This window comes from Streptomyces sp. NPDC048411, from assembly GCF_040704695.1.
In the GTDB taxonomy this organism is placed as follows: domain Bacteria; phylum Actinomycetota; class Actinomycetes; order Streptomycetales; family Streptomycetaceae; genus Streptomyces.
Window position 1 is genome coordinate 16,661 of the sequence record NZ_JBEZKL010000061.1, and the last position, 26,410, is coordinate 43,070.

Annotated in this window: 28 protein-coding genes, 2 pseudogenes and 1 riboswitch; of the genes and pseudogenes, 2 read left to right on the forward strand and 28 right to left on the reverse strand. The window is 69.8% G+C overall.

What is annotated here, in order from left to right:
• Positions 1-250: 250 nt before the first annotated feature.
• On the forward strand, positions 251-1,372 hold the full coding sequence (locus AB0915_RS21755) for a Rossmann fold nucleotide-binding protein (RefSeq protein ID WP_366692658.1): 1,122 nt from the start codon (positions 251-253) through the stop codon (positions 1,370-1,372).
• A 127-nt stretch (positions 1,373-1,499) separates the two neighbouring features.
• On the opposite strand, the pseudogene AB0915_RS21760 reads toward AB0915_RS21755, so the two are convergent.
• The 10 genes and pseudogenes from AB0915_RS21760 to rpsB form a co-directional block, all read right to left on the reverse strand.
• Positions 1,500-1,616, reverse strand: a pseudogene (locus AB0915_RS21760) (helix-turn-helix domain-containing protein); the annotation flags it as partial.
• Positions 1,617-1,711: 95 nt separating this feature from the next.
• Positions 1,712-2,737, reverse strand: coding sequence for an ABC transporter ATP-binding protein (locus AB0915_RS21765; RefSeq protein WP_366692659.1), 1,026 nt, complete (start codon positions 2,735-2,737; stop codon positions 1,712-1,714).
• Between the two features lie 22 nt (positions 2,738-2,759).
• Positions 2,760-4,409, reverse strand: a complete 1,650-nt coding sequence (locus tag AB0915_RS21770; protein WP_366692660.1) for an iron ABC transporter permease — start codon at positions 4,407-4,409, stop codon at positions 2,760-2,762.
• Between the two features lie 116 nt (positions 4,410-4,525).
• Positions 4,526-5,647 carry a thiamine ABC transporter substrate-binding protein gene (locus tag AB0915_RS21775; protein ID WP_366692661.1) on the reverse strand — a complete coding sequence of 374 codons (1,122 nt, stop codon included), beginning with the start codon at positions 5,645-5,647 and terminating at the stop codon, positions 4,526-4,528.
• Positions 5,648-5,720: 73 nt separating this feature from the next.
• Positions 5,721-5,837: riboswitch (TPP riboswitch) on the reverse strand.
• Between the two features lie 41 nt (positions 5,838-5,878).
• Positions 5,879-6,985, reverse strand: a complete 1,107-nt coding sequence (gene rlmN / locus AB0915_RS21780) for a 23S rRNA (adenine(2503)-C(2))-methyltransferase RlmN (protein WP_366692662.1) — start codon at positions 6,983-6,985, stop codon at positions 5,879-5,881.
• Positions 6,986-7,312: 327 nt separating this feature from the next.
• Positions 7,313-8,398: a phosphatidate cytidylyltransferase gene (locus AB0915_RS21785; RefSeq protein ID WP_366692663.1), complete on the reverse strand. Its 1,086-nt coding sequence runs from the start codon at positions 8,396-8,398 to the stop codon at positions 7,313-7,315.
• Positions 8,398-8,955: a ribosome recycling factor gene (frr, locus tag AB0915_RS21790; RefSeq protein ID WP_093899080.1), complete on the reverse strand. Its 558-nt coding sequence runs from the start codon at positions 8,953-8,955 to the stop codon at positions 8,398-8,400. Before frr ends, AB0915_RS21785 begins: the two co-directional genes overlap by 1 nt.
• A 183-nt stretch (positions 8,956-9,138) precedes the next feature.
• Positions 9,139-9,915 (reverse strand): UMP kinase, encoded by a 777-nt coding sequence (pyrH, locus tag AB0915_RS21795; RefSeq protein ID WP_266981013.1) that lies wholly within the window; start codon positions 9,913-9,915, stop codon positions 9,139-9,141.
• Positions 9,916-10,074: 159 nt separating this feature from the next.
• On the reverse strand, positions 10,075-10,911 hold the full coding sequence (tsf, locus tag AB0915_RS21800; RefSeq protein ID WP_366692664.1) for a translation elongation factor Ts: 837 nt from the start codon (positions 10,909-10,911) through the stop codon (positions 10,075-10,077).
• Positions 10,912-11,012: 101 nt separating this feature from the next.
• A complete protein-coding gene (gene rpsB / locus AB0915_RS21805; RefSeq protein WP_366692665.1) occupies positions 11,013-11,906 on the reverse strand; it encodes a 30S ribosomal protein S2 in 894 nt (297 codons plus the stop codon).
• Positions 11,907-12,307: 401 nt separating this feature from the next.
• Between rpsB and AB0915_RS21810 the strand changes: the two are divergent.
• Positions 12,308-12,754 (forward strand): annotated as a pseudogene (locus AB0915_RS21810) (M23 family metallopeptidase); the annotation flags it as partial.
• A gap of 68 nt (positions 12,755-12,822) precedes the next feature.
• Here AB0915_RS21810 and AB0915_RS21815 read toward each other — a convergent pair.
• From AB0915_RS21815 to AB0915_RS21900, 18 genes are all read right to left on the reverse strand, one after another.
• Positions 12,823-13,380: a TetR/AcrR family transcriptional regulator gene (locus AB0915_RS21815; RefSeq protein WP_037689819.1), complete on the reverse strand. Its 558-nt coding sequence runs from the start codon at positions 13,378-13,380 to the stop codon at positions 12,823-12,825.
• A gap of 94 nt (positions 13,381-13,474) precedes the next feature.
• Positions 13,475-14,311 (reverse strand): RNA polymerase sigma factor WhiG, encoded by an 837-nt coding sequence (gene whiG / locus AB0915_RS21820; RefSeq protein WP_266981018.1) that lies wholly within the window; start codon positions 14,309-14,311, stop codon positions 13,475-13,477.
• Between the two features lie 241 nt (positions 14,312-14,552).
• Positions 14,553-15,794: a DNA-processing protein DprA gene (gene dprA, locus AB0915_RS21825; RefSeq protein WP_366692666.1), complete on the reverse strand. Its 1,242-nt coding sequence runs from the start codon at positions 15,792-15,794 to the stop codon at positions 14,553-14,555.
• Positions 15,791-17,416, reverse strand: a complete 1,626-nt coding sequence (locus AB0915_RS21830) for an ATP-binding protein (protein ID WP_366692667.1) — start codon at positions 17,414-17,416, stop codon at positions 15,791-15,793. Before AB0915_RS21830 ends, dprA begins: the two co-directional genes overlap by 4 nt.
• Positions 17,416-17,775: a YraN family protein gene (locus AB0915_RS21835; protein WP_358860116.1), complete on the reverse strand. Its 360-nt coding sequence runs from the start codon at positions 17,773-17,775 to the stop codon at positions 17,416-17,418. The genes AB0915_RS21830 and AB0915_RS21835 overlap by 1 nt, the downstream gene beginning before the upstream one ends.
• A 121-nt stretch (positions 17,776-17,896) precedes the next feature.
• Positions 17,897-18,205, reverse strand: coding sequence for a DUF2469 domain-containing protein (locus AB0915_RS21840; protein WP_003965949.1), 309 nt, complete (start codon positions 18,203-18,205; stop codon positions 17,897-17,899).
• Positions 18,206-18,269: 64 nt separating this feature from the next.
• Positions 18,270-18,758 carry an NUDIX hydrolase gene (locus AB0915_RS21845; protein ID WP_366692668.1) on the reverse strand — a complete coding sequence of 163 codons (489 nt, stop codon included), beginning with the start codon at positions 18,756-18,758 and terminating at the stop codon, positions 18,270-18,272.
• Positions 18,748-19,497: a signal peptidase I gene (gene lepB, locus AB0915_RS21850; protein WP_366692669.1), complete on the reverse strand. Its 750-nt coding sequence runs from the start codon at positions 19,495-19,497 to the stop codon at positions 18,748-18,750. Before lepB (AB0915_RS21850) ends, AB0915_RS21845 begins: the two co-directional genes overlap by 11 nt.
• Before the next feature lie 51 nt (positions 19,498-19,548).
• A complete protein-coding gene (gene lepB, locus AB0915_RS21855) occupies positions 19,549-20,442 on the reverse strand; it encodes a signal peptidase I (protein ID WP_366692676.1) in 894 nt (297 codons plus the stop codon).
• Complete coding sequence (lepB, locus tag AB0915_RS21860) at positions 20,348-21,418, reverse strand: signal peptidase I (protein ID WP_366692670.1); 1,071 nt, start codon at positions 21,416-21,418, stop codon at positions 20,348-20,350. The genes lepB (AB0915_RS21855) and lepB (AB0915_RS21860) overlap by 95 nt, the downstream gene beginning before the upstream one ends.
• Positions 21,411-22,178, reverse strand: coding sequence for a signal peptidase I (gene lepB / locus AB0915_RS21865; RefSeq protein WP_366692671.1), 768 nt, complete (start codon positions 22,176-22,178; stop codon positions 21,411-21,413). The genes lepB (AB0915_RS21860) and lepB (AB0915_RS21865) overlap by 8 nt, the downstream gene beginning before the upstream one ends.
• A gap of 99 nt (positions 22,179-22,277) precedes the next feature.
• Entirely contained in the window at positions 22,278-22,628 is a 351-nt protein-coding gene (gene rplS, locus AB0915_RS21870; RefSeq protein ID WP_366134408.1) for a 50S ribosomal protein L19, read from the reverse strand.
• A 128-nt stretch (positions 22,629-22,756) separates the two neighbouring features.
• Positions 22,757-23,578: a tRNA (guanosine(37)-N1)-methyltransferase TrmD gene (gene trmD / locus AB0915_RS21875; RefSeq protein ID WP_366692672.1), complete on the reverse strand. Its 822-nt coding sequence runs from the start codon at positions 23,576-23,578 to the stop codon at positions 22,757-22,759.
• On the reverse strand, positions 23,578-24,147 hold the full coding sequence (gene rimM, locus AB0915_RS21880) for a ribosome maturation factor RimM (protein ID WP_366692673.1): 570 nt from the start codon (positions 24,145-24,147) through the stop codon (positions 23,578-23,580). The genes trmD and rimM overlap by 1 nt, the downstream gene beginning before the upstream one ends.
• Before the next feature lie 79 nt (positions 24,148-24,226).
• Positions 24,227-24,466, reverse strand: a complete 240-nt coding sequence (locus AB0915_RS21885; protein ID WP_005311361.1) for an RNA-binding protein — start codon at positions 24,464-24,466, stop codon at positions 24,227-24,229.
• Positions 24,467-24,468: 2 nt separating this feature from the next.
• A complete protein-coding gene (rpsP, locus tag AB0915_RS21890) occupies positions 24,469-24,912 on the reverse strand; it encodes a 30S ribosomal protein S16 (RefSeq protein ID WP_037689851.1) in 444 nt (147 codons plus the stop codon).
• Between the two features lie 157 nt (positions 24,913-25,069).
• The gene (locus AB0915_RS21895) at positions 25,070-25,663 is read right to left on the reverse strand and encodes a hypothetical protein (RefSeq protein WP_030928573.1); all 594 of its coding nucleotides are present in this window, start codon (positions 25,661-25,663) and stop codon (positions 25,070-25,072) included.
• Between the two features lie 228 nt (positions 25,664-25,891).
• On the reverse strand, positions 25,892-26,410 hold a 519-nt coding region (locus tag AB0915_RS21900; RefSeq protein ID WP_366692674.1), incomplete at its 5' end, for a His/Gly/Thr/Pro-type tRNA ligase C-terminal domain-containing protein.

The window sequence follows — 26,410 nt, forward strand, 5'->3', positions numbered from 1 at the left end:
GCGACGACCGGCACGACAGACAGTCCGACGAGCACGGTGACGGCACCGCTGACTGCCACGATCCCGGTACGGCCCAGACGGCGGCTGCCACGCAGGGCTGCAGGAGGCAGGCCCGACGGTACGGGCGTTCGCACCACTCCGTCCCGCTCCACCCCAGGCGCCACGTCCGTCACGGTGCCACCTCCCACTCGGGGGGCACATGACCGTACGGCTGGAGCGGTACGCGCCGGCCGGTACGTAGCATGAAAGCGTGGAGAACAAGGACGACAGCATTCCCGCAGCCGGCATCGAGATCGAGTCGCTCGCCGAATTCGACGCGGTGATCGCCGGCGGGTCACTGGCCGGACACCGCGTCCAGTCCGTCGATCTGACGGACCGCAGCGCCGCGCTGTTCGCCACGGACACGTCCGGCGCGGTCTTCCTCGGCTGCCGGATGGAGCCGGACGCGGCGGCGAAGGTGCGGGCCGACGGGGCGTTCGTCTTCCCGCCCGTGCCGGGGCTGCCCTTCGATCCGTACCGCGGCCTGCTCTACTCCCCCGACGCGCTCTACGAAGGGCTCGCGGAGGGGGGTTACGAGGCGACGCCCGACGCCCGTGCGTACCGCTGGTTCCAGCGGACCCGCGCCAACGGCGACGCCTTCGCCTCGATGCTGCGCGCGCTCCATGACGACGCGGTCTCCGACGCGTTGGACGAAATCCTCGCCGGGGCGCGGGTGGTCGGGGTGATGGGCGGCCACGCGACCGCGCGCGGCAGCGCGGCGTACGCGGCCGCGGCCCGGCTGGGCCGGACCCTGGCGCGCGGCGGGCTGACGGTGGCCACCGGCGGCGGTCCGGGCGCGATGGAGGCGGCGAACCTCGGTGCGTACGCGGCGCCGCATCCCGATCCGATGCTGGACAAGGCATGCGAACTCCTTGCCGCCGCCCCGTCGTTCACCCCGTCGGTCACCGACTGGGCGCTGGCTGCCTTCGCCGTGCGGGAACGCTGGCCGGACGGCGGCGGCTCGGTCTCGATCCCCACCTGGTTCTACGGTCATGAGCCGTCGAACCCGTTCGCGGACCACATCGCCAAGTACTTCACCAACGCGCTGCGCGAGGACGGGCTGCTCGCCCGCTCCACGGCGGGCGTCGTCTTCCTGCCGGGCGCCGCCGGAACCGTGCAGGAGGTCTTCGACAACGCGACGCCGAACTATTACGGCTCACGCGGCACACCGACCCCGATGGTGCTGGTCGGCCGCGCCCACTGGACGGAGGAAGTGCCCGCCTGGCCACTGCTGCGGACGCTGGCCGCGGGTCGGCCGATGGAGTCCCGTATCGCCCTGGTCGACACGGTGGACGAGGCCCCCGAGGCACTCGCCCGGCTGACCGCTGCTTGAGGTGTTCCCCGAGGCGGTCGAAATCGCTCTCCCGGAACGCCCTGTCATGGTCCAGCCACTGCGTGGCGTCCGCCAGCGGCGCCGCCTCCCGCCTGCACGGCCGCCACTGCGCCGACCGGCCGCGCGTGATCAGCCCGGCGCGCTCCAGCACCTTCAGATGCCGGGAAACCGCGGGCAGGCTCATGTCGAACGGCTCGGCACGTTCGGTGACTGTGGCCTCGCCCGCGGCGAGCCGCGCGAGGATCGCGCGGCCCGTCGGGTCGGCCGGAGCAAGCTAAGACGGTGCTGAGCCGGTCCGCTTCAGCCATGCCGGGGCGCGCTGTGCCTACGGGACAGCCCTCAGAACGCCGCGGGCAGTACCACTGTCTCCGATGCGTCGAAGGTCACGCCCACCGACGCGCCCTCCTGAGGGGTGTCCCGCAGCGGGCACTCCGCCTCCAGGAGCGGTCCGCTCTCGGGATGAAGGGTCACGGCGACATGGTTGCCCCGGAAGGTGCGCGCGCCGACCGTGCAGCGCAGCCCGGACTCCGGGGATCCGAGCTGTACGCCCGCCGGGCGCACCAGCAGAGTGCACGGGCCCTGCGGCGAGCCGTCCGGCACCGGCACCTTCCCCCACGCCGTACGGGCCGCGGCGCCGGTCACCGTCGCGTCCACCACGTTGTCGAAGCCGAGGAACCGGGCGACGAACGCGGAGGCGGGGCGCTGCCAGACCTCCAACGGGGTGCCCGCCTGGGCGATCCGCCCGTCGCGCATCACGATGACCCGGTCGGCGAGGGCGAAGGCCTCGCCCTGGTCGTGGGTGACGGCGAGCACCGTCGTCCCCAACCGGGCGAACAGGGTGCGCAGTTCGACGACGAGACGTTCACGCAGACTGCGGTCCAGCTGGCCGAGCGGCTCGTCCAGCATCAGCAGCTTCGGCCGCGGGGCGAGCGCCCGCGCGAGGGCGACGCGCTGCTGTTCTCCGCCGGACAGTGCGGCGACGGCCCGCCGTTCGGCACCGGGCAGTCCCACCAGTTCGAGAAGTTCGGCGACCCTGCGGTCCTGGTCGCCGCGTGTGACGCCGTGCATGCGCAGCCCGAAGGCGACGTTGGCGCCGACGTCCCGGTGCGGAAAGAGCTGATGATCCTGGAACATCAGGCCGAGACCGCGCCGGTGGACCGGCACGCCGGCCTGGTCGACGCCGTCGAGGAGCACCCGGCCGCCGTCCGGCGGGTGCAGTCCGGCAACCACGCGCAGCAGGGTCGACTTACCGCTGCCGCTGGGCCCCAGGACACAGACGATCTCGTGGTCCGCGACCTTCAGATCCACCGCTTCGAGCGCCGCCCGCTTCCCGAAGAGGACTGTGGCGGATTCCAGTGTCAGCACGTCCAGAACACCCCGAGCATCGTCAGAACTCCCCGGACCGGTCCGGGCGGATACGTTCGAGCAGCAGCAGCGACACCGCGCACACGAGCATCAGAATCGTGCTGAGCGCCATCGCCTGCCCGTAGTTGAGCTCCCCGGACCGTCCCAGCAGCCGCGCCACGGCCACCGGCAGGGTCGGGTTGTCGGGCCGCGCGATGAACACCGTCGCCCCGAACTCGCCGAGCGACACGGCGAACGCGAAGCCCGCCGCGACCAGCACCGCTCTTCGCACCAGCGGCAGATCGACCTCGCGCCAGGCCCGCAGCGGCGACGCCCCGAGCACCGCCGCCGCCTCCCGGAGCCGCCCGTCCACCGCCCGCAGGACCGGCAGCATCGTCCGTACGACAAAGGGAACGCCGACCAGCGCCTGGGCGAGCGGCACCAGGATCCACGATGTCCGCAGGTCCAGCGGGGGCCTGTCCAGCGTGATCAGAAAACCGAAGCCGACAGTGACGGCGGACACCCCGAGAGGCAGCATCAGCAGCGCGTCGAAACCCCGGACCAGCCGCCCGGCCAGGGGGGTCCCCCCGGCCGAGTCTGTTCGAGGCTGGGGGAGCGTCAGCGCGGCCGCCGCGAGCCCGCCGACGATCAGCGCGATCACAGTCGCGACCAGCGCGTACTGCAGTGAGTTCCCGATCGCTTCGAGAGGTGCGACCAGGAACGTGCTGCCGCTCGCCTCCGCGGACTGCAGGGCGCGGTAGTAGCCGAAGCCGTAGCCGCCGGGGGTGTCCAGCGAACGTTCCACGAGAACGCCGAGCGGCAGCAGGATCAGCACCAGGACCGTCAGCAGGACCCCGCCGAGCAGCGCCCACTGCCCGGTGCCGCGCGGCCTGCGGGAGGTGTTCGCCGGATCGACCAGCCTCAGCGCCGTTTCCCCGCGCCGCACGGTCCACGCGTGCACGGCCAGAATCGCGCCGACCGCGGCGAACTGAACCAGCGTCAGCACGGCGGCCGTAGGAAGGTCGAGGAGCTGGGCGGTCTGCCGGTAGATCTCGACCTCCAGCGTGGAGTAGCCCGGACCGCCGAGAATCTGTACGACCCCGAAGGAGGTGAACGTGAAGAGGAAGACCATCAGCCCGGCGGCGGCCACCGCGGGCGCGAGGGCCGGCAGAGCGACCCGCCGCCACGCCGCGAACCGCCCGGCGCCCAGCACCCGGGCGGCCTCCTCCTGGCGCGGGTCGAGCTGCGACCACAGTCCGCCGACGGTCCGCACGACGACCGCGTAGTTGAAGAAGACATGGGCGAGCAGGATCGCCCACACCGTGGTGTCGAGACGTACGCCCGCCAGTTCGTCGAGGAGACCGCCGCGTCCCAGCAGCGCCAGGAAGGCCGTCCCCACAACGACGGTCGGCAGGACGAACGGCACGGTGACGACCGCCCGCAGCACTTGCTTGCCGGGGAAGTCGAAGCGGGCGAAGACATACGCGCCGGGCAGCGCGATCAACAGGGTCAGCGCGGTCGACGCGAGGGCCTGCCAGGTGGTGAACCAGAGGACGTCGAGGATGTCCGGCCGGGTCAGCACCTCGCCGATCCGGCCGAACTGCCATGCGCCGTCGGCCTTCAGCCCGCGGCCGACGATCGCGACGACAGGGTAGGCGAAGAACAGCGCGAAGAACGCGACGGGCACAGCCATCAGACCGAGCCGCACCGCACTCCCCCGCCACGCCCCCACGCGCCGGGGATCCGCGAGCCCGGCCCGGGCGCGCGGACCTTTCCCGCCCGCGCCCGGACCGCGTACGGGACTCTTCGCTACTTCACTACGAGCGAGGACCACGACTGGACCCACTGCTCACGGTTCTTGGCGATGGCGTCCGGGGCCACGGTGGTGGGCCTGTCCACCGTGGCGCCGAACTGCGTGAAGAGCTCCGGCAGCTTCGCGTCCTTGGTGACGGGGCTCACGAACATGTTGAGCGGCATGTCCTCCTGGAACTTCTTGCTGATCAGGAAGTCCAGCAGCGCCTTGCCACCCGCCTCGTTCTTCGCGCCGTTCAGCAGACCGGCGAACTCGATCTGACGGAAGCACGTCCCGGTCGCGACCCCGGTCGGAGCCTCGCTCGGCTGCGGCTTCGCGTAGAGCACCTCGACCGGCGGGCTGGAGGCGTACGAGACGACGAGCGGCCGGTCCGCCTTGGCCTTCTTGCCGCCCGCGGACCCGGAGAACTCCTCGTTGTACGCCTGCTCCCAGCCGTCGACCACCTTCACGCCGTTGCTCTTCAGCTTCTTCCAGTAGTCCTGGTATCCGTTCTCGCCGTAGGTGGCGACGGTGCCGAGGAGGAAGCCGAGACCTGGCGACGAGGTCGCGGCGTTCTCGGTGACGAGAAGGTTCTTGTACGCGGGCTTCGCCAGGTCGTCGAAGGTCTTCGGCGGCGCGAGCTTCCTGTCGGCGAAGTACTTCTTGTCGTAGTTGATGCAGATGTCGCCGGTGTCGATCGGAGTGACCCGGTGCTTGGCCGCGTCCAGTTGAGCATCGGTCGCGACCCGGTCGATGCCCTTCGCCTCGTACGGGGTGAACAGTCCGTTGTCGAGGGCACGGGAGAGCAGCGTGTTGTCGACGCCGAAGAACACATCACCGCGCGGGGAGCCCTTGGTCAGGATCTCCTGGTTGAGGGCAGTGCCTGCGTCACCGCTCTTCAGCACCTTGACCGTGTAACCCGTCTCCTTCGTGAACGCCTTCAGCACGTCCTTGGAGGCGTTGAACGAGTCGTGACTGACAAGCGTCACGGTCTTGGAGCCGGAGCCCTTCGTGTCACCGGCCCCTGATGCCGAGTCGTCGGAACTGCCGCAGCCGGCGACTGCCGTGACGCCGAGCGCGGCGGCGAGGGCCGTCGCCGCGAGCTGCTTGGTCCCACGCGTGGTGCGGGTGGTGCTCATTATGAATTCCTCCTGGGTTTGACCAGGAAGAGACGCGGCCCTGCCCTTGGAGAAGCGGGCAGGGCGCAACAGCATGAGTTGATGACCGAACTTCCTACCCGGAATGACCCGGGCGAGGTTCAGAGGGTCTGCGGCCAACCTGTCCTCGGTGCCGCACTCTCAGCGCTGTGGCGCTCCCCTGTCGGAATATGAAGTTGATTTCGGGCCCAGGTTACACGGGCCCTTTCGGCCTCAGCGCTCGGATGCCGCCAGCTGCCCGCAGGCCCCGTCGATCTCCTGGCCCCGGGTGTCCCGCACGGTCACGGGCACTCCGTGGGAGGCGATCGCGTCGACGAACGCCTTCTCGTCCTCGGGCCGGGAAGCGGTCCACTTCGAGCCGGGCGTCGGGTTGAGCGGGATCAGGTTGACATGGACGCGCTTGCCCTTGAGGAGCCGGCCGAGCAGGTCACCGCGCCAGGCCTGGTCGTTGATGTCGCGGATCAGCGCGTACTCGATGGAGATCCGGCGGCCGGACTTCTCCGCGTACTCCCACGCCGCGTCCAGCACCTCTCGTACCTTCCAGCGCGTGTTCACCGGCACGAGCGTGTCCCGCAACTCATCGTCGGGCGCGTGCAGCGAGACGGCGAGACGGCACTTGAAGCCCTCGTCGGCAAAGCGCAGCATGGCCGGCACCAGGCCCACGGTGGAGACGGTGATGCCGCGCTGCGAAAGACCGAGACCGTCCGGCTCCGGGTCGGTCAGCCGGCGAATCGCGCCAACCACCCTCTTGTAGTTGGCGAGCGGCTCACCCATGCCCATGAAGACGATGTTGGAGAGCCGCGCAGGCCCGCCCGGAACCTCTCCGTCGCGCAGCGCACGCATGCCGTCCACGATCTGGTGGACGATCTCGGCGGTCGACAGATTGCGGTCCAGACCGGCCTGCCCCGTTGCGCAGAACGGGCAGTTCATCCCGCATCCGGCCTGCGACGAGATGCACATCGTCACCCGCTCCGGGTAGCGCATCAGGACGGACTCGACCAGCGTTCCGTCGTGCAGCTTCCACAGCGTCTTACGGGTGGTGTCGCCGTCGCAGCTGATGTGCCGGACCACGGACATCAGGTCGGGGAACATCGCCTCGGCGAGCTTGTCCCGTGAACCGGCCGGGATGTTGGTCCACTCGGCCGGGTCGTGCGCGTACCGCGCGAAGTAGTGCTGCGACAGTTGCTGCGCGCGGAACGGCTTCTCGCCGATCGCGGCGACGGCTTCCTTGCGCTCGGCGGGCGTGAGGTCGGCGAGGTGCCGCGGCGGCTTCTTGGCTCCGCGGGGCGCGACGAAAGTGAGTTCTCCGGGCTTAGGCATGGTTCCTCCAGTGTCGCAGACACGCCGTGGTGCCAGCCGTCGTCGCCGGCTCAGGCGGGACAGGGTGCAACCGCGCCCGATCGACGGCGCTCCTTGCCGGTCGCCCTGGCGGACCCGGACGGCTCACAGACGGCCCGGCCGCGCCCGCGGACCGTGACCGATCGCACGACACGCACGTGGTGCACACAGCAGCCCACTGCCCCCGTGGAGGCCGGCGCCTGCCGAGGGCGGGACCATCGCGCAGACAGACGAGTGAAGGCCCGCCGTCCTGCGGACAACGGACCCTCACTCATAAAAACGCAGGTCAGGTTGGGGTGGCCCGGCTTCTCAGCCGGAGCCGACGAAAAGCACCAGCAGGAGCCAGACCACCGGAGCGGTCGGCAGCAGCGAGTCCAGTCGGTCCATGATCCCGCCGTGACCGGGGAGCAGCGTGCCCATGTCCTTGATCCCGAGATCCCGCTTGATCATGGACTCGCCCAGGTCACCCAGGGTGGCGCTGGCAGCGACGGCCAGGCCGAGCAGCAGCCCCTGCCACCAGGTGCCGTCGTCGATCAGGAACTGCATGCACAGCGCACCGGCGACCATCGCGAAGGCGACGGCTCCGAACAGTCCCTCGCGGGTCTTCCCGGGGCTGATCCGCGGCGCGAGCTTGTGCTTGCCGAAGCGCCAGCCGACGGCGTACGCGCCCGTGTCGCTGACCACGGTCAGCAGGAGGAAGGTGAGGACCCGCTGCGCCCCGTCGTCGGCGCTCAGCAGCATCGCGACGAAGGTGGCCAGGAAGGGTACGTAGAACGCGGCGAAAACACCGGCCGTGACGTCCTTGAGGTACCCCTCGGGCGGCTCGGTCATCCGCCAGACGAGCACCGCCAGAGCGGTCAGGGCCATGGCGACCCAGGCGCCCTCGGCTCCGCGCACATAGCCGGCCACGACCATCGCCGCGCCGCCGATCGCGAGCGGTACGAGCGGCGCCTTGATGCCCTTGCGCTCCTGCAGCCGGGAGGTGAGCTCCCAGAGGCCGACGACGACGGCGATGGCTATCACGCCGATGAAGACGGCCTTCACGATGAACAGCGAGGCGACGATGACGGCCCCGAGCCCCACACCGACCCCTATGGCGGCTCGCAGGTCACGACCCGCACGTTTCTTCTGCGGGGGCGGCGGCGCGGTGGACATGGGCTCCTGCTGCTTCTCGTCACGGTACGGAGGACCGCCGCGCCGGCCGGCGGCTCCCCCGTACCGGTCGTCACGGTCGTCAGCGTCTCTACCTGCATCGGGAACGTCCGGCACGATGGGCATGGGCCGAGTCTGCTGGGCGTCATGCACATCGTATGCAGGACCTGCCGGGGCAACCCTCATCTCGGGCGTACCCCCGTAGCCGGCTCCCTGCGGGGCGCCCCAGGAAGAGTCGTTCATCAGACTTCGAGCAGCTCGGCTTCCTTGTGCTTGAGCAGCTCGTCGACCTGCGCGACGTACTTCGCAGTGGTGTCGTCGAGCTCCTTCTCGGCGCGGCGCACCTCGTCCTCGCCGGACTCCTTGTCCTTGACCAGCTTGTCCAGGGTCTCCTTCGCCTTGCGGCGGACGGCCCGGATCGAGATCTTGGAGTCCTCGGCCTTCGTCTTCGCGACCTTGATGTAGTCGCGACGACGCTCCTCCGTGAGGTCGGGGAAGGTCACTCGGATGATGTTGCCGTCGTTGCTCGGGTTGACACCGAGGTCGGAGTCGCGGATGGCCTGCTCGATGTTGCGCAGCGCGCTCTTGTCGAACGGCGTCACGACGGCCATGCGCGGCTCGGGAACCGAGAAAGAGGCCAGCTGGTTGATCGGGGTCAGCGCGCCGTAGTAGTCGGCGACGATTTTGTTGAACATCGCCGGGTGCGCACGGCCGGTGCGGATCGCGGCGAAGTCCTCCTTCGCGACCACGACGGCCTTCTCCATCTTCTCCTCGGCCTCGAGGAGGGTTTCTTCGATCACCACGTGCTCCTGCGTGTCTTGAGTGGGCCCGGCGTGCTCGGGCCCGGCGGGTCCTGCGTCGCGTCCTCACCTGCACGGTGTCCGACCGGCAGGCCGTTGTCCATCCTTCGGGACCTTCCCCCGGGGGAATCCCCGGCCGGCCCCGGGGCCGTCGGGGGATTCCCCCGGGCGGCCCCCCGGTTGTCAGGCCCGGGTGCCCTGGTCGCTCACGAGCGTGCCGATCTTCTCACCCTTGACGGCGCGGGCGATATTTCCGGCCGCGGTCAGCTCGAAGACGAGGATCGGCAGCTGGTTGTCACGGCAGAGCGTGATGGCGGTGGCGTCGGCAATCTTGAGATCGCGGGCGAGCACCTCGCTGTATTCCAGCGCGTCGAACTTCACCGCGTCGGGGTTGGTCTTCGGGTCGGAGTCGTAGACCCCGTCCACCCCGTTCTTGCCCATGAGCAGGCCCTCGGCGTCGATCTCCAGGGCGCGCTGGGCGGCGGTGGTGTCGGTGGAGAAGTACGGCATGCCCATACCGGCGCCGAAGATGACGACGCGTCCCTTCTCCAGGTGGCGCACGGCGCGCAGCGGGATGTACGGCTCCGCGACCTGCCCCATGGTGATGGCGGTCTGGACGCGGGAGTCGATGCCCTCCTTCTCCAGGAAGTCCTGGAGCGCCAGGCAGTTCATGACGGTGCCGAGCATGCCCATGTAGTCGGACCGGGCCCGGTCCATGCCGCGCTGCTGGAGCTCGGCACCGCGGAAGAAGTTGCCGCCGCCGATGACAACCGCGATTTCCGCGCCGCCCCGGACGACAGCCGCGATTTCCCGGGCGATGGCGTGTACGACATCGGGGTCGACGCCGAGACCCCCGCCGCCGGCGAATGCCTCCCCGGACAGCTTCAGCATGAAGCGTCCGGCCACCTTGCCGTCCTCGCGCTTGTGGTCACCTTTGGCGGCGTCCGCGCCCTTGTTCATGGAGATTCTCCTCGTGCACATACGAAGAAGGCCATTGCCGGTGGGTCTGGTGTCCCTCAGCGGCAATGGCCTCCTCGTCAGATCTGCGGTCGTACGGCAGGTGTGCGGCCGACGACTGCACTGGACCCTATCGGGGTCCACCGTTTTTCGCGGACGGACTCAGATGCCGACCTTGATGCGCGAGAAGCGCTTCAGGGTGACACCGGCCTCGTCCAGGACCTTCTGGACGGACTTCTTGTTGTCCTTGGCGAAGGCCTGCTCCAGGACGACGACGTCCTTGAAGAAGCCGTTGACGCGACCCTCGACGATCTTCGGAAGGGCGGCCTCGGGCTTGCCCTCCTCGCGAGAGGTGGCCTCGGCGACACGACGCTCGTTCTCGACCGTCTCGGCCGGGACCTCGTCGCGGTTGAGGTACTTCGGGGCGAAGGCGGCGATGTGCTGCGCGACGTCCTTGGCGACCTCGGCGTTCTCCTTGTCCAGCTCGACCAGGACGCCGACCTGCGGCGGGAGGTCGGGCATGGTGCGGTGCATGTACGCAGCCACGTAACCGCCGGTGAACTGCGCGAAGCGGTCCAGGACGATCTTCTCGCCGAGGTTGGCGTTGGCCTCGTCGACGAAGGCCTGAACAGTCTTGCCGGCCTCGATCTCGGAGGCGAGCAGCGTGGCCAGGTCGGCCGGCGAGGTCGCGGCGACGTGGGCGGCGAGAGCGTCGGCGACGGCCAGGAACTTCTCGCCCTTGGCGACGAAGTCCGTCTCGCACTTCAGCTCGAGCAGGACGCCGGAGGTCTTGTCCTCGGAGATGAGGGAGACGACGGCACCGTTCTCGGCAGAACGGCCCTCGCGCTTGGCGACGCCCTTCTGACCCTTGATACGGAGCTCCTCGACAGCCTTGTCGACGTTGCCGTCGGCCTCGTCGAGCGCCTTCTTGCAGTCCATCATGCCGGCGCCGGTGAGCTCGCGGAGCTTCTTGACGTCAGCGGCGGTGTAGTTCGCCATGAGTCTGTGTTCTCTCTCGAAGTCTGAAAGATCTACGGGTGAACGGCGGGAGCGGTGCCTGTGGCACCGGCCCCCGCCGTCATTCAGCCGTGACGGAGTTGTCAGGCCTGCTCGGCGTCCGCGGCCGGAGCCTCGGCAGCGGCCTCGGCCGGCGCCTCGGCGGCGTCCGCGGCCTTCTCGGTCTCGGCGGACGTCTGCACCTCGGCGTCTGCCTTCTTGTCGCCCTCGAGCAGGTCGCGCTCCCACTCGGCGAGCGGCTCACCGGCAGCCTTGTCGCCCGGCTTCTGGTCGCCGGTCGCAGCGCCGGAACGGGCGATGAGGCCCTCGGCGACGGCGTCGGCGATCACGCGGGTGAGCAGGGTGACGGAGCGGATCGCGTCGTCGTTGCCCGGGATCTTGTAGTCGACCTCGTCGGGGTCGCAGTTGGTGTCGAGGATCGCGACGACCGGGATGTGGAGCTTGCGCGCCTCACCGACGGCGATGTGCTCCTTCTTGGTGTCGACGATCCAGACGGCGCTGGGCACCTTCTGCATCTCGCGGATACCACCGAGGGTCTTCTCCAGCTTGGCCTTCTCGCGGGAGAGGACCAGGAGCTCCTTCTTGGTGAGGCCGGAGGCGGCCACGTCCTCGAAGTCGATCTGCTCAAGCTCCTTCAGACGCTGAAGGCGCTTGTAGACGGTGGAGAAGTTGGTGAGCATGCCACCGAGCCAACGCTGGTTGACGTACGGCATGCCGACGCGCGTCGCCTGCTCGGCGATGGCCTCCTGGGCCTGCTTCTTCGTACCCACGAACATGATGGAGCCGCCGTGCGCGACGGTCTCCTTGACGAACTCGTAGGCGCGGTCGATGTACGACAGCGACTGGAGCAGGTCGATGATGTAGATGCCGTTGCGCTCGGTGAAGATGAAGCGCTTCATCTTCGGGTTCCAGCGACGGGTCTGGTGACCGAAGTGGACGCCGCTCTCCAGCAGCTCCCGCATCGTGACGACGGCCATGGCCGTACTCCTTGAGGTACTCGGTTGTCGCAACCGCAGGATTGCGGTCGCGCCTGACGCCCCGACGCGCCGTGCCACAAGGGACCGAGGAGCGCGGCCACCGTCCACAGAGAGGGAGGTGGCGGGGCGTGCGAAGTCGACCCGGTGACCCGGATCGCCACAAGAAGTGTACGGGACCCGTCGAGTGCCGGGTGACGGCGCTGTCCACAACCGGCGAGTAGTCCACAGATCCGGCCCATGATCCCCACGGATCCGCCGGGTGCGGAACGGTTCGGGTCATGCGATACACACCAGAACCGACGGCTCGCCGCGCCCGGGCGGCGCTCGCGGCGGCGTTCGTGGCCGTGCTCACGATGCTGTGCGGTGCGGGCGTCGCCGCCGCGGACGACCTCACACCGGACGGCGGGCGCGCGTGGCCGCTCGCGGGGCGGCCCGTGGTCGTACGGGGGTGGGCCCCGCCGGCCGGCACCTACGGGCGGGGGCACCGTGGCGTCGACCTCGCCGCCGCGCCGGGTGCCCGGGTGCGAGCCGCCGCCGACGGCCGGGTCTCGTTCGCAGGGCGCGTCGCAGGACGGGGGGTGCTGGCGATCGAGGTGGCGGGGACCGGTGATCCGCCGCTGCGCACGACGTACGAGCCGGTGCGGGCGCTGGTCTCGGAAGGTGACGAGGTCCGCGCCGGCCAGCCGGTCGCGGTCATGGAGGCCGGGCCGTTCCACTGCGAGTCCGGGTGTCTCCACTGGGGGCTGCGGCGTGGTGACGCGTATCTGGATCCGCTGTCGCTGCTGCCTCCGGCGCTGCTGCGGCGGGGTCCTTCGCGGCTGCTGCCGGTCTTCGGCGTACCGGAGCCGCGGGCGCCGGGCGCCGTCGGGTACGCAGACCCTGCCGTGCTTCTCATCGCGGCGGCCGGGTACGGGCGTCAGCCCCGTACGCCCCGCAGGATCATGGCGACGGCGGTGTCAGCAATCACCCCGGGCGCCTCCGCCACACCCAGTTCGATACGGCGCACGGCGGCGTCCACCGAGCCCTGCAGCAGCATCGCCGCCAGCCTCGGCTGTTCATGGCCGAGGTCACCGAGCGCCTCGACGATCATGGCGATCAGCCCGCCGTGCGCTGCCCGGATCTTCTCCCGTGCGCCCGCGTCCAGCTCGCTCGCCGAGATGGCGACGACAGCGCGGTGCCGCCGATCCCCGACCAGATCGAGCTGGCGGCGTACATACGCCTCAATCTTTCCCTCGGGCGTCTGCGCCCGCTCCATCGCGTTCTCGACCTCGGCCGCCCAGACGGGGAAGTCGACGGCGCACAGCTCCTCGACGACGGCCGCGCGGGAACGGAAGTACTCGTAGACGGAGGACCGCGCAAGTCCCGTGCGCTCGGCGAGAGCGGGGAAGGTCAACGCCTCCGTACCGCCCTCGGACAGCAGGGAGCGGGCAGCGTCCAGGAGGGCGCCGCGCTGCATGGTCCGGTGCTCGGCCACGGAGGCCGCTCGAATCCTGGGCACGGATCCACTCTACGGCGGCAGGTGTTCGAGAGGGGCCCGGGCAGCCGACATCGCCCGGCCGGACGCCTGCTCAACGTCCCGCGTCGGCCAGTTTCGCGCGGAGCTGCAGCACCGATTTGGTGTGGATCTGGCTGACCCGGCTCTCGGTCACCCCGAGCACGTTGCCGATCTCGGCAAGGGTGAGCCCCTCGTAGTAGTAGAGGGTGACGACGGTCTTCTCCCGGTCCGGCAGCGTGTTGATCGCCCGGGCGAGCAGCCGGCGGAGCTCACGGTCCTCGGCGACCTCCACCGGATTGTCGGCGGCGGTGTCCTCAAGGGTGTCCATCAGGCTCAGCCGGTCGCCGCCCTCGCCGCCGACATGCAGCAGCTCCTCCAGCGCGACCACGTTCGCCAGCGACAACTGGCTGAAAACCGCATGCAGTTCTTCCAGGGCGATGCCCATCTCCGCCGCGACCTCCGCCTCGGACGGGGTCCGCCGCAGCTGCGCCTCCAGCGTCGCGTAGGCGCGCTCCACGGCCCGCGCCTTCTGCCGTACGGAGCGCGGGATCCAGTCGAGCGCCCGGAGCTCGTCGATCATCGCGCCGCGGATGCGCGTGATCGCGTACGTCTCGAACTTGATGGCCCGTTCGATGTCGAACTTCTCGATCGCGTCGATCAGTCCGAAGACTCCCGAGGAGACGAAATCCGCCTGCTCGACATTGGACGGCAGTCCCACGCTCACCCGGCCCGCGACGTATTTCACCAGCGGCGAGTAGTGAAGGATCAGCTGCTCCCGCAGCCGGCCGTCGCCCGTGGACTTGTACGAACGCCACAACTCGTCGAGCGATGAGGGGGCAGGGGGGCGCACAGTGCCACGCGCAGCGGGTGGCACTGCTGCGCGGTCAGACCCGGAGGTGTGCTGGGGCATGTGGTGCCTTGAGCCGTTCTGCTGTGAAGTGCTGGGGGACTTGTGTCTGAGCCGGATTCCTTGTGAGCGTAGCGTGACTGAAGCGTCGCGGTCCGCGCAGGATAGAGCATCGGTGCCGGGTACTTCTGGGGGAACGGACACGACTACGCTCCGGGCCCGTCGCCTGTGCAGCGGTCCCCGAGGGGTCGCTGAAGGATCCGCCGAGGTCATCAGCATCACCTTTTCACCCGAATGCTCCAGGTCAAGGACCGCCTCGCCGCGCGTCCCCATCGCATGCCGACCGCCGCGTCAACTGCCATCCATCGCTAACACGTTCGACGAACCCCAGTGAGTGGAGTTCGTACAACTTGCCGAGCGCTTCGTCGGCGCCGGTCCCCGCGGTGCGGGCGACGTCCCTCGCGTTGACGGAACCGCGGGAGGGGAGGGCGTCGAGGATCCGGGCGCAGACGGCGTCCAGCAGGTCCCTGGGAAGCAGAGGGCCGCGTCGGACGGGAGCGAGATCACCGATGTCCCCCACCAGTTCGGCCACCTCCGAGGCGTCCGTGACCAGGACGCCTTCACCCCGGAGCAGTTCATGGACCCCCGCCGACAGCCCGCTGGTGGCAGGTCCCGGAACCCCTATGGTGAAGCGGCCGAGCTGCTGAGCCCTGCGCGCCGTGACCAGCGAGCCGCTGCGGTATTGCGCCTCCACCACGACCGTTCCCCGCGTCAACGCGGCAATCACCCTGTTCCGAAGGACAAATCTGCCGCGTGTCGGATGATCGGACGGCGGCAACTCGCCGATGACCAGACCCTGTTCCGCCACGCGTCCGATCAGCTCGGCGTGGCCTCGGGGATAGGCGACGTCGACACCACAGGCCAGGACCGCCATGGTCGCCCCGCCGGCTGCGAGTGCGCCGCGGTGTGCCGCCCCGTCCACCCCGAACGCGGCGCCCGACACAACCACCCACCCCAGCTCCGCGAGCCCGGAAGCGAGGCTCGCCGCCATATGCGCCCCGTACGGAGTGCAGGCGCGGGCGCCGACCACGGCGACGGAACGCAGCGCCCAGAGCCGCAGATCGGGCCGGCCCCGCACCCAGAGCGCGGTCGGCCTGGAGTCGCCCAGGTCGTCGAGCTGGCTGGGCCACTCCCGGTCACCGGGACAGACCAGGCGGCCGCCCACCGCGGCGACCGCTGCCAGGTCCCGCTCGGGCTCGGCGGACCCGACCCGCAACCGGTATCCGGCGAGCCGCTTCGGCGTCATGCCGCTCAGCTTTTCCGCGGTCCCGTCCCGGGCCGTGAGCCGCCGCATCAGCTCGACGGCGCCGACTTGGCGCAGCCAGCGGCCACCGTGCTCGTCCCCCGGCTCCAGCACGCGGGTCAGCGCAGCCCGTACCAGCCGCTCCCGCTCACCCACCGTCCCCGGCGCACGTACCGGTTGCCGGCCGCCCACCGCCTCCTGCCCGCGCCCTGATTCGCGGTCTCCCACCGACTCCGGCGTCATGACGCCCCGCCCCGGGCCAAGGCTCCCCGGGCGATCCCGGTCCGCAGTTCGAGGGCCGCCGCGATATCGGACGCCTCCGGGCGATCCGCGCCGCGCAGATCGGCGACGGTCCACGCCACCCGCAGCACCCGGTCGAGTCCCCGCGCGGTGAGCAGTCCCCGCTCCATGTCCCGTTCGGCCTCCATGAGCGCCCCCGGCGCCGCGAGCAGCCGGGTTCGCAGCTCATGGCCGGGCACCTCGCTGTTGGTGGTCCATCCCGTGCCCGCAAGTCGATCTGCTGCCCGGGCCCTGGCTTCCCGTACCCGCGCCGCGACGACGGCCGTGGACTCGCCCCGGCCTCCGCGGCTCATCAGGTCCTCGCGCGTGACCGGCGCGACGACCACCCGCAGATCCACCCGGTCGAGCAGCGGCCCGGAGAGTCTCGCCTGGTAGCGGCGGACCGAAGAGGGCGGGCATTCGCAACCGGCACCGATGAGGGTGTGGCGCCCGCAGGGGCAGGGATTGGCCGCCAGCACCATCAGAAATCTGGCGGGCAGCCGCACCACCCCGGCGCTGCGCGCCACCACCACATGCCCCGACTCCAACGGCTGGCGCAGCGCGTCGAGCGCCCGGACGGAGAACTCCGGCGCCTCGTCCAGGAACAGCACACCTCTGTGGGCCAGCGAGACCGCCCCGGGCCTCGGCAATCCGTTCCCCCCGCCGACCAGGGACTGCATCGTCGCCGAGTGGTGCGGTGCGCAGTAGGGCGCCCGGGTGACCAGCGGTTCGCCCGGCGGCAGAATGCCCGCCACCGAGTGCACCGCGGTCACCTCCAGGGATTCCTGCCGGGTCAGGGTCGGCAGAATCGCGGACAGCCGCTCGGCCAGCATGGTCTTGCCCGCGCCCGGGGGTCCGGAGAGCAGCAGATGATGCCCGCCCGCCGCTGCGACCGCGAGGGCCAGACGCGGCGTCTCCTGGCCGGCGACGTCCGACAGGTCCGGGCGATGTCCCTCGCCCTGTGCGGAGACCCGTGCCAGTCCGGTGCCGATGCCCGCGCCCGGCACCATCAGCCCCGCCAGCATCGTGGAGGGGCGTCCCTCCTCGTCACTCTCCCGCTCGTCGGGCACCGGCTCGTCGCTGAGCACGGCGATCAACTGCCGCAGGCTCCGCACCCCGAGGACCGAAACCCCGGGCACCAGCGCCGCCTCGCCCGCGGTCTGTTCGGGCACGACGACCTTCCGGTACCCCGCCTCCGCCGCGGCGAGCACGGCAGGCAGCACACCGCGGACCGGCCGCACCCGGCCGTCGAGGCCGAGCTCCCCGATCATCACCACATCGGAGATGGCAGAGGGATCGATCCGCTCGGCCGCGCCGAGTACGGCACACGCGACAGCGAGATCGAAGCCGCTGCCTCCTTTGGGCACGGAAGCCGGGGAGAGCCCGACCGTGAGTTTCTTCTGCGGCCACTCGGCCCCGGAGTTGACCACGGCGGCCCTGACCCGGTCCCGGCTCTCCACCAGACTCTTGTCCGGCAGACCGACCAGGGTGAACGCCGCCACCCCCGGCTCCAGGTCCGCCTGGACCTCTACCACCACGCCTTCGACGCCGACCAGCGCCACCGAGCACGCCCGCGCGAACCCCATCAGGCCACCCCGCGCGCATGCTCGGCGACCGGCGCGCCCCGTCTGGGCAGCACCACGCCGATCAGATCGATCCGCACCCCGCCCGGCGGCGGGCCGCCGTTCCGGTCGAGCCAGATCTCGGCGAGCCGCCGCAGCCGGTCCGCCTTGACCGGGCCGACGGCCGCCATCGGATGCTCGAACGCCCCCGCCCTGCGGGTCTTGACCTCGCAGACGACCAGCGCGTCCCCGTCCATCGCGACGATGTCGATCTCACCGGCGCGACAGCGCCAGTTCCGTTCCAGTACGGCCATGCCGGCGTCGGTCAGCAGCCGCGCCGCCAGATCCTCGCCGTACCGCCCGAGTGCCCCCCGTGCGTTCATGTCGGCACCACCTCCAGCACCGACTCTGACGTGTCCGAGCCCCGCTGGTGGATCTTGGTGGACAACTCAGCGGTTGTGGACAACTCCGTCACCCGGACGGACGGGCGACCGCCGGAACGGCTCAGCCGCCCGGGAGTTCGAGATCGCTCTTGTTGAGTTCTTCGATGTTGACGTCCTTGAAGGTCAGGACGCGTACCTGCTTGACGAACCGGGCGGGCCGGTACATGTCCCAGACCCACGCGTCCGCCATGGACACCTCGAAGAAGACCTCACCCTGAACCGAGTGCACCTGCATCTCGTAGTCGTTGGTGAGGTAGAAACGCCGTTCGGTCTCGATCACATATTTGAACAGACCGACGACATCTCGGTACTCCCGGTAGAGCTTCAGCTCCATCTCGGTCTCGTACTTTTCGAGGTCCTCGGCACTCATTGGCATGTTCCCCTTCAGCCGTGCGTCCACCTATTGTGCGCCAGGCTCCCGCGCCCCCGAAGGCTTAGACGATTTCGGGGGCCAGAACCACTGGCGTACGTGGCGGACCCTCGTCGAGCAGCGTGCGCAGCAGCCCGGCGAGCCTGGTCGGGTACACCGTCTCACGCGCCGCCGACAGTTCGGCGCAGGTCCACCACCTCAGGCCCGAGACACTGCGCTGTTCCAGCCCTGTGAGCCCGCTCAGATCCGTGTCGGTCTGCGCGGTTCGTGCCAGGTAGTACCACTCGTCCTGGTCCCAGCGCCGCCCGTCGAACGGGAAGGAGCAGATGCGCTGCCACAGCACGGGGCCGAGCTCGACGTCCGTGATCCCGGTCTCCTCGGCGAGCTCGCGCAGCGCGGCCTCCTCGCGGGTCTCGTCGCCCTCCAGGCCGCCTCCGGGCGTGAACCACCAGGTGATGTCGGGGTTGTCCGGTTCGTAGCCGTGCAGCAGCAGAATGCGGTCGTCAGGGTCGAGCAGGATCACCCGGGCGACCTTCCGGGCCTCAGCGGGCACCCGCAGGCACCTTCCCGCTCTGTCCGCGCCTGCTCCGTGCGGACCGCGCTGCGATCGGCCCGTACGCCGCGCCGCCGACAATGAGGACCACACCCGCCAGCACGGCCCCGATCTGCAGCTTCAGCGGTCCGGGCTTCGACACCCCGCCGGGAAGGTCCGCGAACGCCTGCGGTCGCTCAATCATCCCGTTCATCGGCCATGCGATGGCGTCCACCCGGGCCTGCACGGCACTGCGCGGTACCGAACCCTGCCCCGGGTCGTCGAGGTGGACCCGGGAGTCCAGGGAGCCGCTGCGCTCGTCCCCGAGGAGGAAGAGCTGCCCCTTGGGCACCTCCGCCGTGAAGTTGTTCACCGAGGCGAGGCCCTTGGTCCGCAGATACGGCTCCTCAATGGGCTTGCCGTTGAGGGTGAGCCTGCCGTTCTTCTCGCAGCAGGCGATCCTGTCGCCACCGATGCCCACGACCCGCTTCACCATGGGCATGTCGCCCCACGCGGGGTCCTTGAAGACCACCACGTCACCGCGGCGCACCTCGGCGCCGTCCACCCGCTCCGCGAGCACCCGGTCACCCGCGTTCACCGTCGGCGTCATCGATTCGGTCGGCACGGTGTACGGCTTGTACATCACCGCCACCCAGGCGAACCCGCCGAGGAAGAGCACACAGCCGACGGCCACGGCCAGCCCCGACAGCATGCTGCCGAGCCGGCCGTGGCCGTCACCCGTACGTCCTGTTCCACTCATCCCAGCGTCCCCCACCTCGGAGATCGACAATCGCTGATCCGAGTCGGCACCCTACCCGGCAGTACGCCCGGCGGTCAGCCTCTTGCGACGCCACAACACGAGGGGCAGTGCTCCGGCTACACCGAGTGCTCCCGGCGCCAGCCCCATCGCGGCGTTCAGCCCCGGCTGGTCGAAGGTGCTCGGGACCGGCAAGGTCGCCCAGCGGTTAATCGGCCACGCCACGACGATGGCTCGGCCGACGACCTCGTCGTTGGAGACCGTGCCGCCGCCCGGCAGCTGCTGGTGGTAGCGGGAGTCCAGGGAGTTCTGGCGGTGGTCGCCCATCACCCAGATACGGCCCTCGGGCACCTTGATCGGACCGAACGGCTCGTCGCTGCACGGGGTGTTCCCCGGGTAGATGAACGACTGCTCGTCCAGCGCCTTGCCGTTGACCACGACCGGCCCGTTCTTGCTGCACTCCACCGTGTCACCGCCAACCGCGATGACCCGCTTGATCAGGTCCTTCTCCTCGGCGGACGGCATCAGTCCGATGAAGCTGAGGAACTTCTGCGCAAGGTTGGGTTCCGGCGCCGACTCGCCGGGCGGCAGCCAGCCGCCCGGGTCGTGGAAGACCACGACCTCGCCGCGCTGCGGCTCGGAGCCGAACCAGGGGGTCAGCTTGTCGACCAGCACCCGGTCGCCCCGCTGGAGCGTGTTCTGCATCGACTCCGAGGGAATCGAGAACGCCTGCACCAGAAACGTCTTGATCAGCAGCGCCAGAATCAGCGCGATACCGATGAGCAGGGGCAGCTCCTTCCAGAAGGAGCGTGGCTTCCCCGGAGCCCTGCCACCACCGTCCGGGGAGTCGCCATCACTCTCCGCCCGGCCCGGCGTCGCCTCGGCAGACCTTTCGCTCTCGGGCCGGTCCTCGGGTTCGTCGTGTCCGGATCGTGCGCCGACCGCCAAATCCCCCACATCCACTCCTCACTCCGTGCCACCGCCTGCCCCCTAGTCGGTGCAGGCCCACCACTCCCATAACGAGCGGGAGTTCCGCAGGGGTCGGGAGCCGGACCATTCCATTGAGGTCCTGGGACGACACACTATTCGACGGTGCGTACGCCACCGACGTCCCGGCGCGCGCGTCCGGGACCGAAGCGAACGTCTCGGGCTCTTCCAGTCTCCGCCAGTGCCCGAAGGGCCAGGCAATGACGACAGCTCGCCCCACTACCTCGTCCTCGGAGACCGTGCCGTGATCCGGCTCGTCCAGGTGGAAGCGCGAATCGGCGGAATTGGAGCGGTGGTCGCCCATGACGAAGATTCGGCCGGCCGGAACCTTTACCTCGAATTTGAGCGTGGAGGGCGGATTGCCCGGATGCAGATAGGGCTCGTCGAGCGGTACGCCGTTGACGGTGACCCTGCCGTCCTTGTCGCAGCACTTCACGGTGTCACCGCCGACGGCGATCACCCGCTTGATCAGATCCTGTTCGTCGTCGGATGGCAGCAGCCCGATGAAGGTCAGCACTTCCTTCACCTGCTTGACCACGACGGGTGGATCCTTCTTCGCGACGTTCTCCTGTCCCAGCCATTTCCCCGGGTCCTTGAAGACGACCACGTCGCCGCGCTGGGGCCTGGATCCGAACCAGGGCGTCAGCTTGTCCACCAGCACCCGGTCGCCGATCCGGATCGTCTGCTCCATCGACCCGGACGGGATCACGAAGGCCTGCACCAGGAACGTCTTGAGGACGAGTGCGATGAGCAGCGCCACGGTGATGAGGAGGGGTATCTCCTTCACGGCGGACCTGCGCCGCCGTCGTTTGACCCGGCGTGCCAGCTTGCGCCGCTCCGCCCGGGTCGGCAGCGAGCGCGCGACCGTCGGCCTGGTGCCGGTCGGCAGCGGAACGTCAGCGTCGGACGCGCCGCTCGCCCGTCCGCGGTTACCCATGCGTCCCGCCGGGTACCCGTACGGAGTCGAAGGCGCGGGTCTCCGGGATCGAGCCCAGCCTGCCCAGCGGCCAGCCGATCCAGTCCACCCGGCCGATGACCATGTCGACCGGCACCATGCCGCCGCCGGGCTCTCCGAGATGGTCACGGGAGTCGCGGGAGTTGCTCCGGTGGTCGCCCATCATCCACAGCCTGCCGTCGGGGACGACGATGTCGAAGGCCACCCGGGACGGGTCGTCGCCGGAATGGAGATACTCCTCGTCCACCGGCTGCCCGTTCACCTCGATCCTGCCCCGCTTGCCGCAGCAGACCACCCGGTCGCCCCCCACGCCCACCACCCGCTTCACGAAGTCGGTCTCGGCAGGCTCCGCCAGCCCCAGGGACGCTGCCGCGCCGTGCAGCAGCCCGGTGACGGGGTTCTCGGCGGGTGCCACCTGGACGAAGGATCCGGTGCCGTCGAAGACCACCACGTCACCGCGGTGCGGTACGGAGCCGAAACGGTACGCCAGTTTGTTGACGAGCACCCGGTCCCCCACCCGCAGGGTGGACTCCATCGAGCCACTGGGGATCAGGAACGGCTGCAGCACATAGGTACTGAAGAGCAGCAGGAAGACCGAGCAGGCGGCGCCGAGGAAGGCTGCGCGCCGCCACGACAACGAGGCGAACCGATGCGGGATACGCAAAGAGCGCGACCTCCCCTCCGCCCCTGCTTCGGGTGCGGAAGAGCGGTCGCGCTCCGTGTGCTCTGCTTCCATGTCCATCGGGGCCAGAGCTTATCCGGCCGAACCGTGGAGCTGGGAGCCAGTGCTGTGACCGGCAGCGTTTGCGACGGGGCAAAGTCTGCCGGGAGGGGCACTGGCTCAGTTGTCGCGCTTCTCCTTGATCTTCGCGGCCTTGCCGCGCAGCTCACGGAGGTAGTACAGCTTGGCGCGACGGACGTCACCGCGGGTGACGAGCTCGATCTTCTCGAAGATCGGGCTGTGCACCGGGAAGGTGCGCTCGACGCCGACGCTGAAGGAGACCTTGCGGACCGTGAAGGTCTCGCTGACGCCAGAGCCCTGGCGGCGGATGACTACGCCCTTGAACTGCTGGATACGGGAGCGGTTGCCCTCGATCACTCGCACGTGGACGTTGACGGTGTCACCGGGACGGAACGCCGGGATGTCCGTACGCAGAGAAGCGGCGTTGACGCCATCGAGCAGGGAAGCCATGTTGTCTGCTTTCTTCGCCGATGCCACAGGTCATCGACGGGAGATCGTAAGGAGATGGGGTGCTGACCGCGTCGGGCGGGCGTCGTTCCCCCTGTGGCAGGGGCGCACACCGGACGTACAGCAGCGGCTCATTCTTCCACGGCTTCCGGCCTGCGCCAAAATCGGCCACCGGGCTCCGGGGACCAGCCGAGGATGGAGAGGATCTCACGGTCCTTCTTGTCGAAGGCGCTCGCCTCGCAGCGCTCGATCAGATCGGGCCGGTTGAGCGCGGTGCGGCGGAACGCCTCATCCCGCCGCCAGCGCGCGATCTTCCCGTGGTGACCGCTGAGCAGGACGTCCGGAATGCCCCGGCCGCGCCACTCCGGCGGCTTGGTGAAGACCGGGCCCTCCAGCAGATCGGCCATGGCGCCGGGAGCGAAGGAGTCGTCGCGGTGCGACTCGGCGTTGCCGAGCACGCCGGGCAGCAGCCGGGCCACCGCCTCCGTGATCACGAGTACGGCGGCTTCCCCGCCGGCCAGCACGTAGTCGCCGATGGAGACCTCGACGACCGGCATCCGGGTGGCGTACTCGTCCATGACCCGGCGGTCGATGCCCTCGTAGCGGGCCGGGGTGAAGATCAGCCACGGTCGCTCGGAGAGTTCCACGGCGAGCTTCTGGGTGAACGGGCGGCCGCTGGGCGTGGGCACCACGAGCACCGGGGAGTGCGCCCCCGTCTCATACCCGTCCGCCAGCGTCCCGTCCAGGGCGTCGCCCCACGGACCGGTCTTCATGACCATGCCGGGACCGCCGCCGTACGGGGTGTCGTCGACCGTGTTGTGCCGGTCGTACGTCCAGTCCCGCAGATCGTGCACGTGCACATCGAGGCGGCCGCGGGCGCGGGCCTTGCCGACGAGCGAGACGTTCAGCGGTTCCAGGTACTCGGGGAAGATCGTGACGACGTCGAGCCGCATCAGGCTTCGTTCTCCTGCTCGACAGCCTCGTCGTCCCGCGCGGAGGCGACCACGGCCTGGCTGTCGTCGATCAGGCCGGGCGGCGGGGTGATGACCGCGCGCTGCTCCTCCAGATCGATCTCGGTGACGATCTCCTCGACGAACGGGATCATCACCTCGCTGCCGTCCGGGCGCTCCACGATAAAGAGGTCCTGGGACGGCAGGTGCGAGATCTCGGTGATCCGGCCGATCCCGGTGCCGTCGGCGAGGACCACATCGAGGTCGATGAGCTGGTGGTCGTAGAACTCCTCGGGGTCCTCCGGAAGTTCCGCCGGGTCGACGTCGGCGATCAGCAGGGTGTTCCGAAGGGCCTCGGCCGCCGTACGGTCCCGTACGCCCTCGAAACGCAGCAGCAGCCTGCCGCTGTGCACCCGGCCGGTCTCGATCGTCAGTGGTCCGTTCGCGGCCGGGTCGGTGGTGAGTACGGCCCCGGGTCCGAGCCTGAGCTCCGGCTCGTCCGTGCGTACCTCGACGGTGACCTCGCCCTTGATGCCGTGGGCGCGGCCGATCCGCGCAACTACCAGCTGCACCTTGTGTCTCTCCTGTCATACGACGACGGGCCGGGGCGGGCGCATGGCCCTCCCCGGCCCGTGCCGGTGTTCAACTCTGTCAGCGAACCTGGTCCACGTCGACGAGGTCGACGCGGATGCCACGGCCGCCGATGGCGCCCACGACGGTTCGCAGTGCGCGTGCGGTGCGGCCGTTGCGGCCGATCACCTTGCCGAGGTCATCGGGGTGAACCCGGACCTCCAGCACACGACCACGGCGCAGGTTGCGCGAGGCGACCTGCACATCGTCGGGGTTGTCGACGATGCCCTTCACGAGGTGCTCGAGAGCCTCCTCGAGCATGCTCAGGCCTCGGTCGACTCGGCGGGCGCGGCAGCGTCAGCAGCCTCGTCAGCCTTCTTGTCGGACTTCTTTGCCTTCTGCGTGATGGCCTCGCCCTTGGACTCCTCGCCGGTGTCCTTGGCCAGGGCCTCGAACAGGGCGCGCTTGTCAGCCTTGGGCTCCGGCTGCAGCAGCGGCGCGGGGGCCGGGAGGCCCTTGTGGGCCTGCCAGTCACCGGTGAGCTTCAGGATCGCGAGAACCGGCTCGGTCGGCTGGGCGCCGACAGACAGCCAGTACTGCGCACGCTCCGAGTTGACCTCGATGCGCGAGGGGTTCTGCACCGGGTGGTACAGACCGATCTCCTCGATGGCCCGGCCGTCACGGCGGGTACGGGAGTCGGCGACGACGATGCGGTAGTGAGGCGAACGGATCTTGCCCAGACGCTTCAGCTTGATCTTGACTGCCACGGGAGTGGTGTCTCCTGGTCTATGACGTGGTTGGGCACAACAAAGATGCCACGTGGGGTTGCGGTACTCGGGTGCCCGATGGACGCGTCAGCCGGAGGAGAGAGGGGTCCTGTGCGACTGTCGAGTACAGCTTGCCATTGTGCCACACCACGTCGGGTCACCCCACCGCGACCGCGGCTTCCGGGATACGGAACGGCTTCCCGCAGCCACCGCAGACGATCGGCGCCTGGGCGAGGACCGAGGGAACGACCCGGACGTTGCGTCCGCAGTCGCAGACGGCCTTGACCCGCACGCCTCCACCGGAGGAGCCGTGCCGGGCGGCGGGCCCGCGGAAGGAGCGCTTGGTGTCGGCGGCGGTGGCGACCGTGTGCGCCTTGAGGGCGCGCTGCAGCCGCTCGATCGTCGGGCGGTACCTGCGCTTCGCCTCGGGATTGAGCGTGACCAGCGAGAAGCCACTGCTGGGGTGGGGCTCCTCGGCATGGTCGAGGCCCAGCTCCTCGGCGATCGCGAGGAATCTGCGGTTGTGGTAGCGGCCGGCGCGGGAGGTGTCGCGGACACCTCGTGCGGCGGCGATTCCATGGACTGCCTCATGCAGCAGTCGCTCGAATGAGAGCTCGGCGCCACAGGCGGACGACGACTCTCCGATCAGGGACTCTGGCGCGGCAAGATCGGGCAGCTCGGGGTGGTACCGCTGAATGTCGGCCCACGCCTGTGCCAGCTCTGCGGCAAGTACAGGTGGTGTCGTGCTCACGTCGTGACAACGAGCGCGAGTGCCCTGGTGTTCCTATTCCGGGGCATCTCAAATAATTTGCACGTACCAGTCAGTTGCCATTGATGCGCCCTGACGAGGGCGGGTGCGCAGATCTGTGGAGAACTCTCACAGCTCACACCAAGGCGGTGCGTAGTGCCGGGTACGCCCCGGTGCGTAGACAGTGCCTCCGCGCCGGGGTTCCGACGGCTCCGGGAGCGCCCGGGGGGGTCAGTAGGCGCGGGCCACGACGGCGACAGTACCCGGGGCGTCGTCCGACTCCGGCACCGACCCGTCCTCGGCCACCAGACACCGTACCGACGCCCCGTGCTCCGCGAGCCGGGCCTCCCCCGCCGGGCCGAGGACGTCCCACGCAATACGCGCCCAGCCGCCCGCGGCCGCCGCCTCCGCGGCCTCGTCGACGGTGGACACCTCGCTGGTGCGGGACTCGCGGCGGGCCCGGGACTCGCGCAACAGCGTCGCCTGGTCCTCCTCCAGGACCGCCGGGAGCAGGGCCGGCAGCGCCTCGATCGCGACCGGCTCCTTCCCGCCGGGAATGCGGCGGGCCAGCATCGCGGTGCCGTTCTCCAGGTCGCGCGGACCGATCTCGATCCGTACGGGCACACCCTTCAGCTCCCAGTCGACCGCGCGGCGGCCGAACGGGGTGTCGGTGCGGTCGTCGATCCGGACCCTGATCCCGGCCTCCCGCAGCCGATCGCCGATCTCGCGGACCGCGGTCAGCACCGCGGC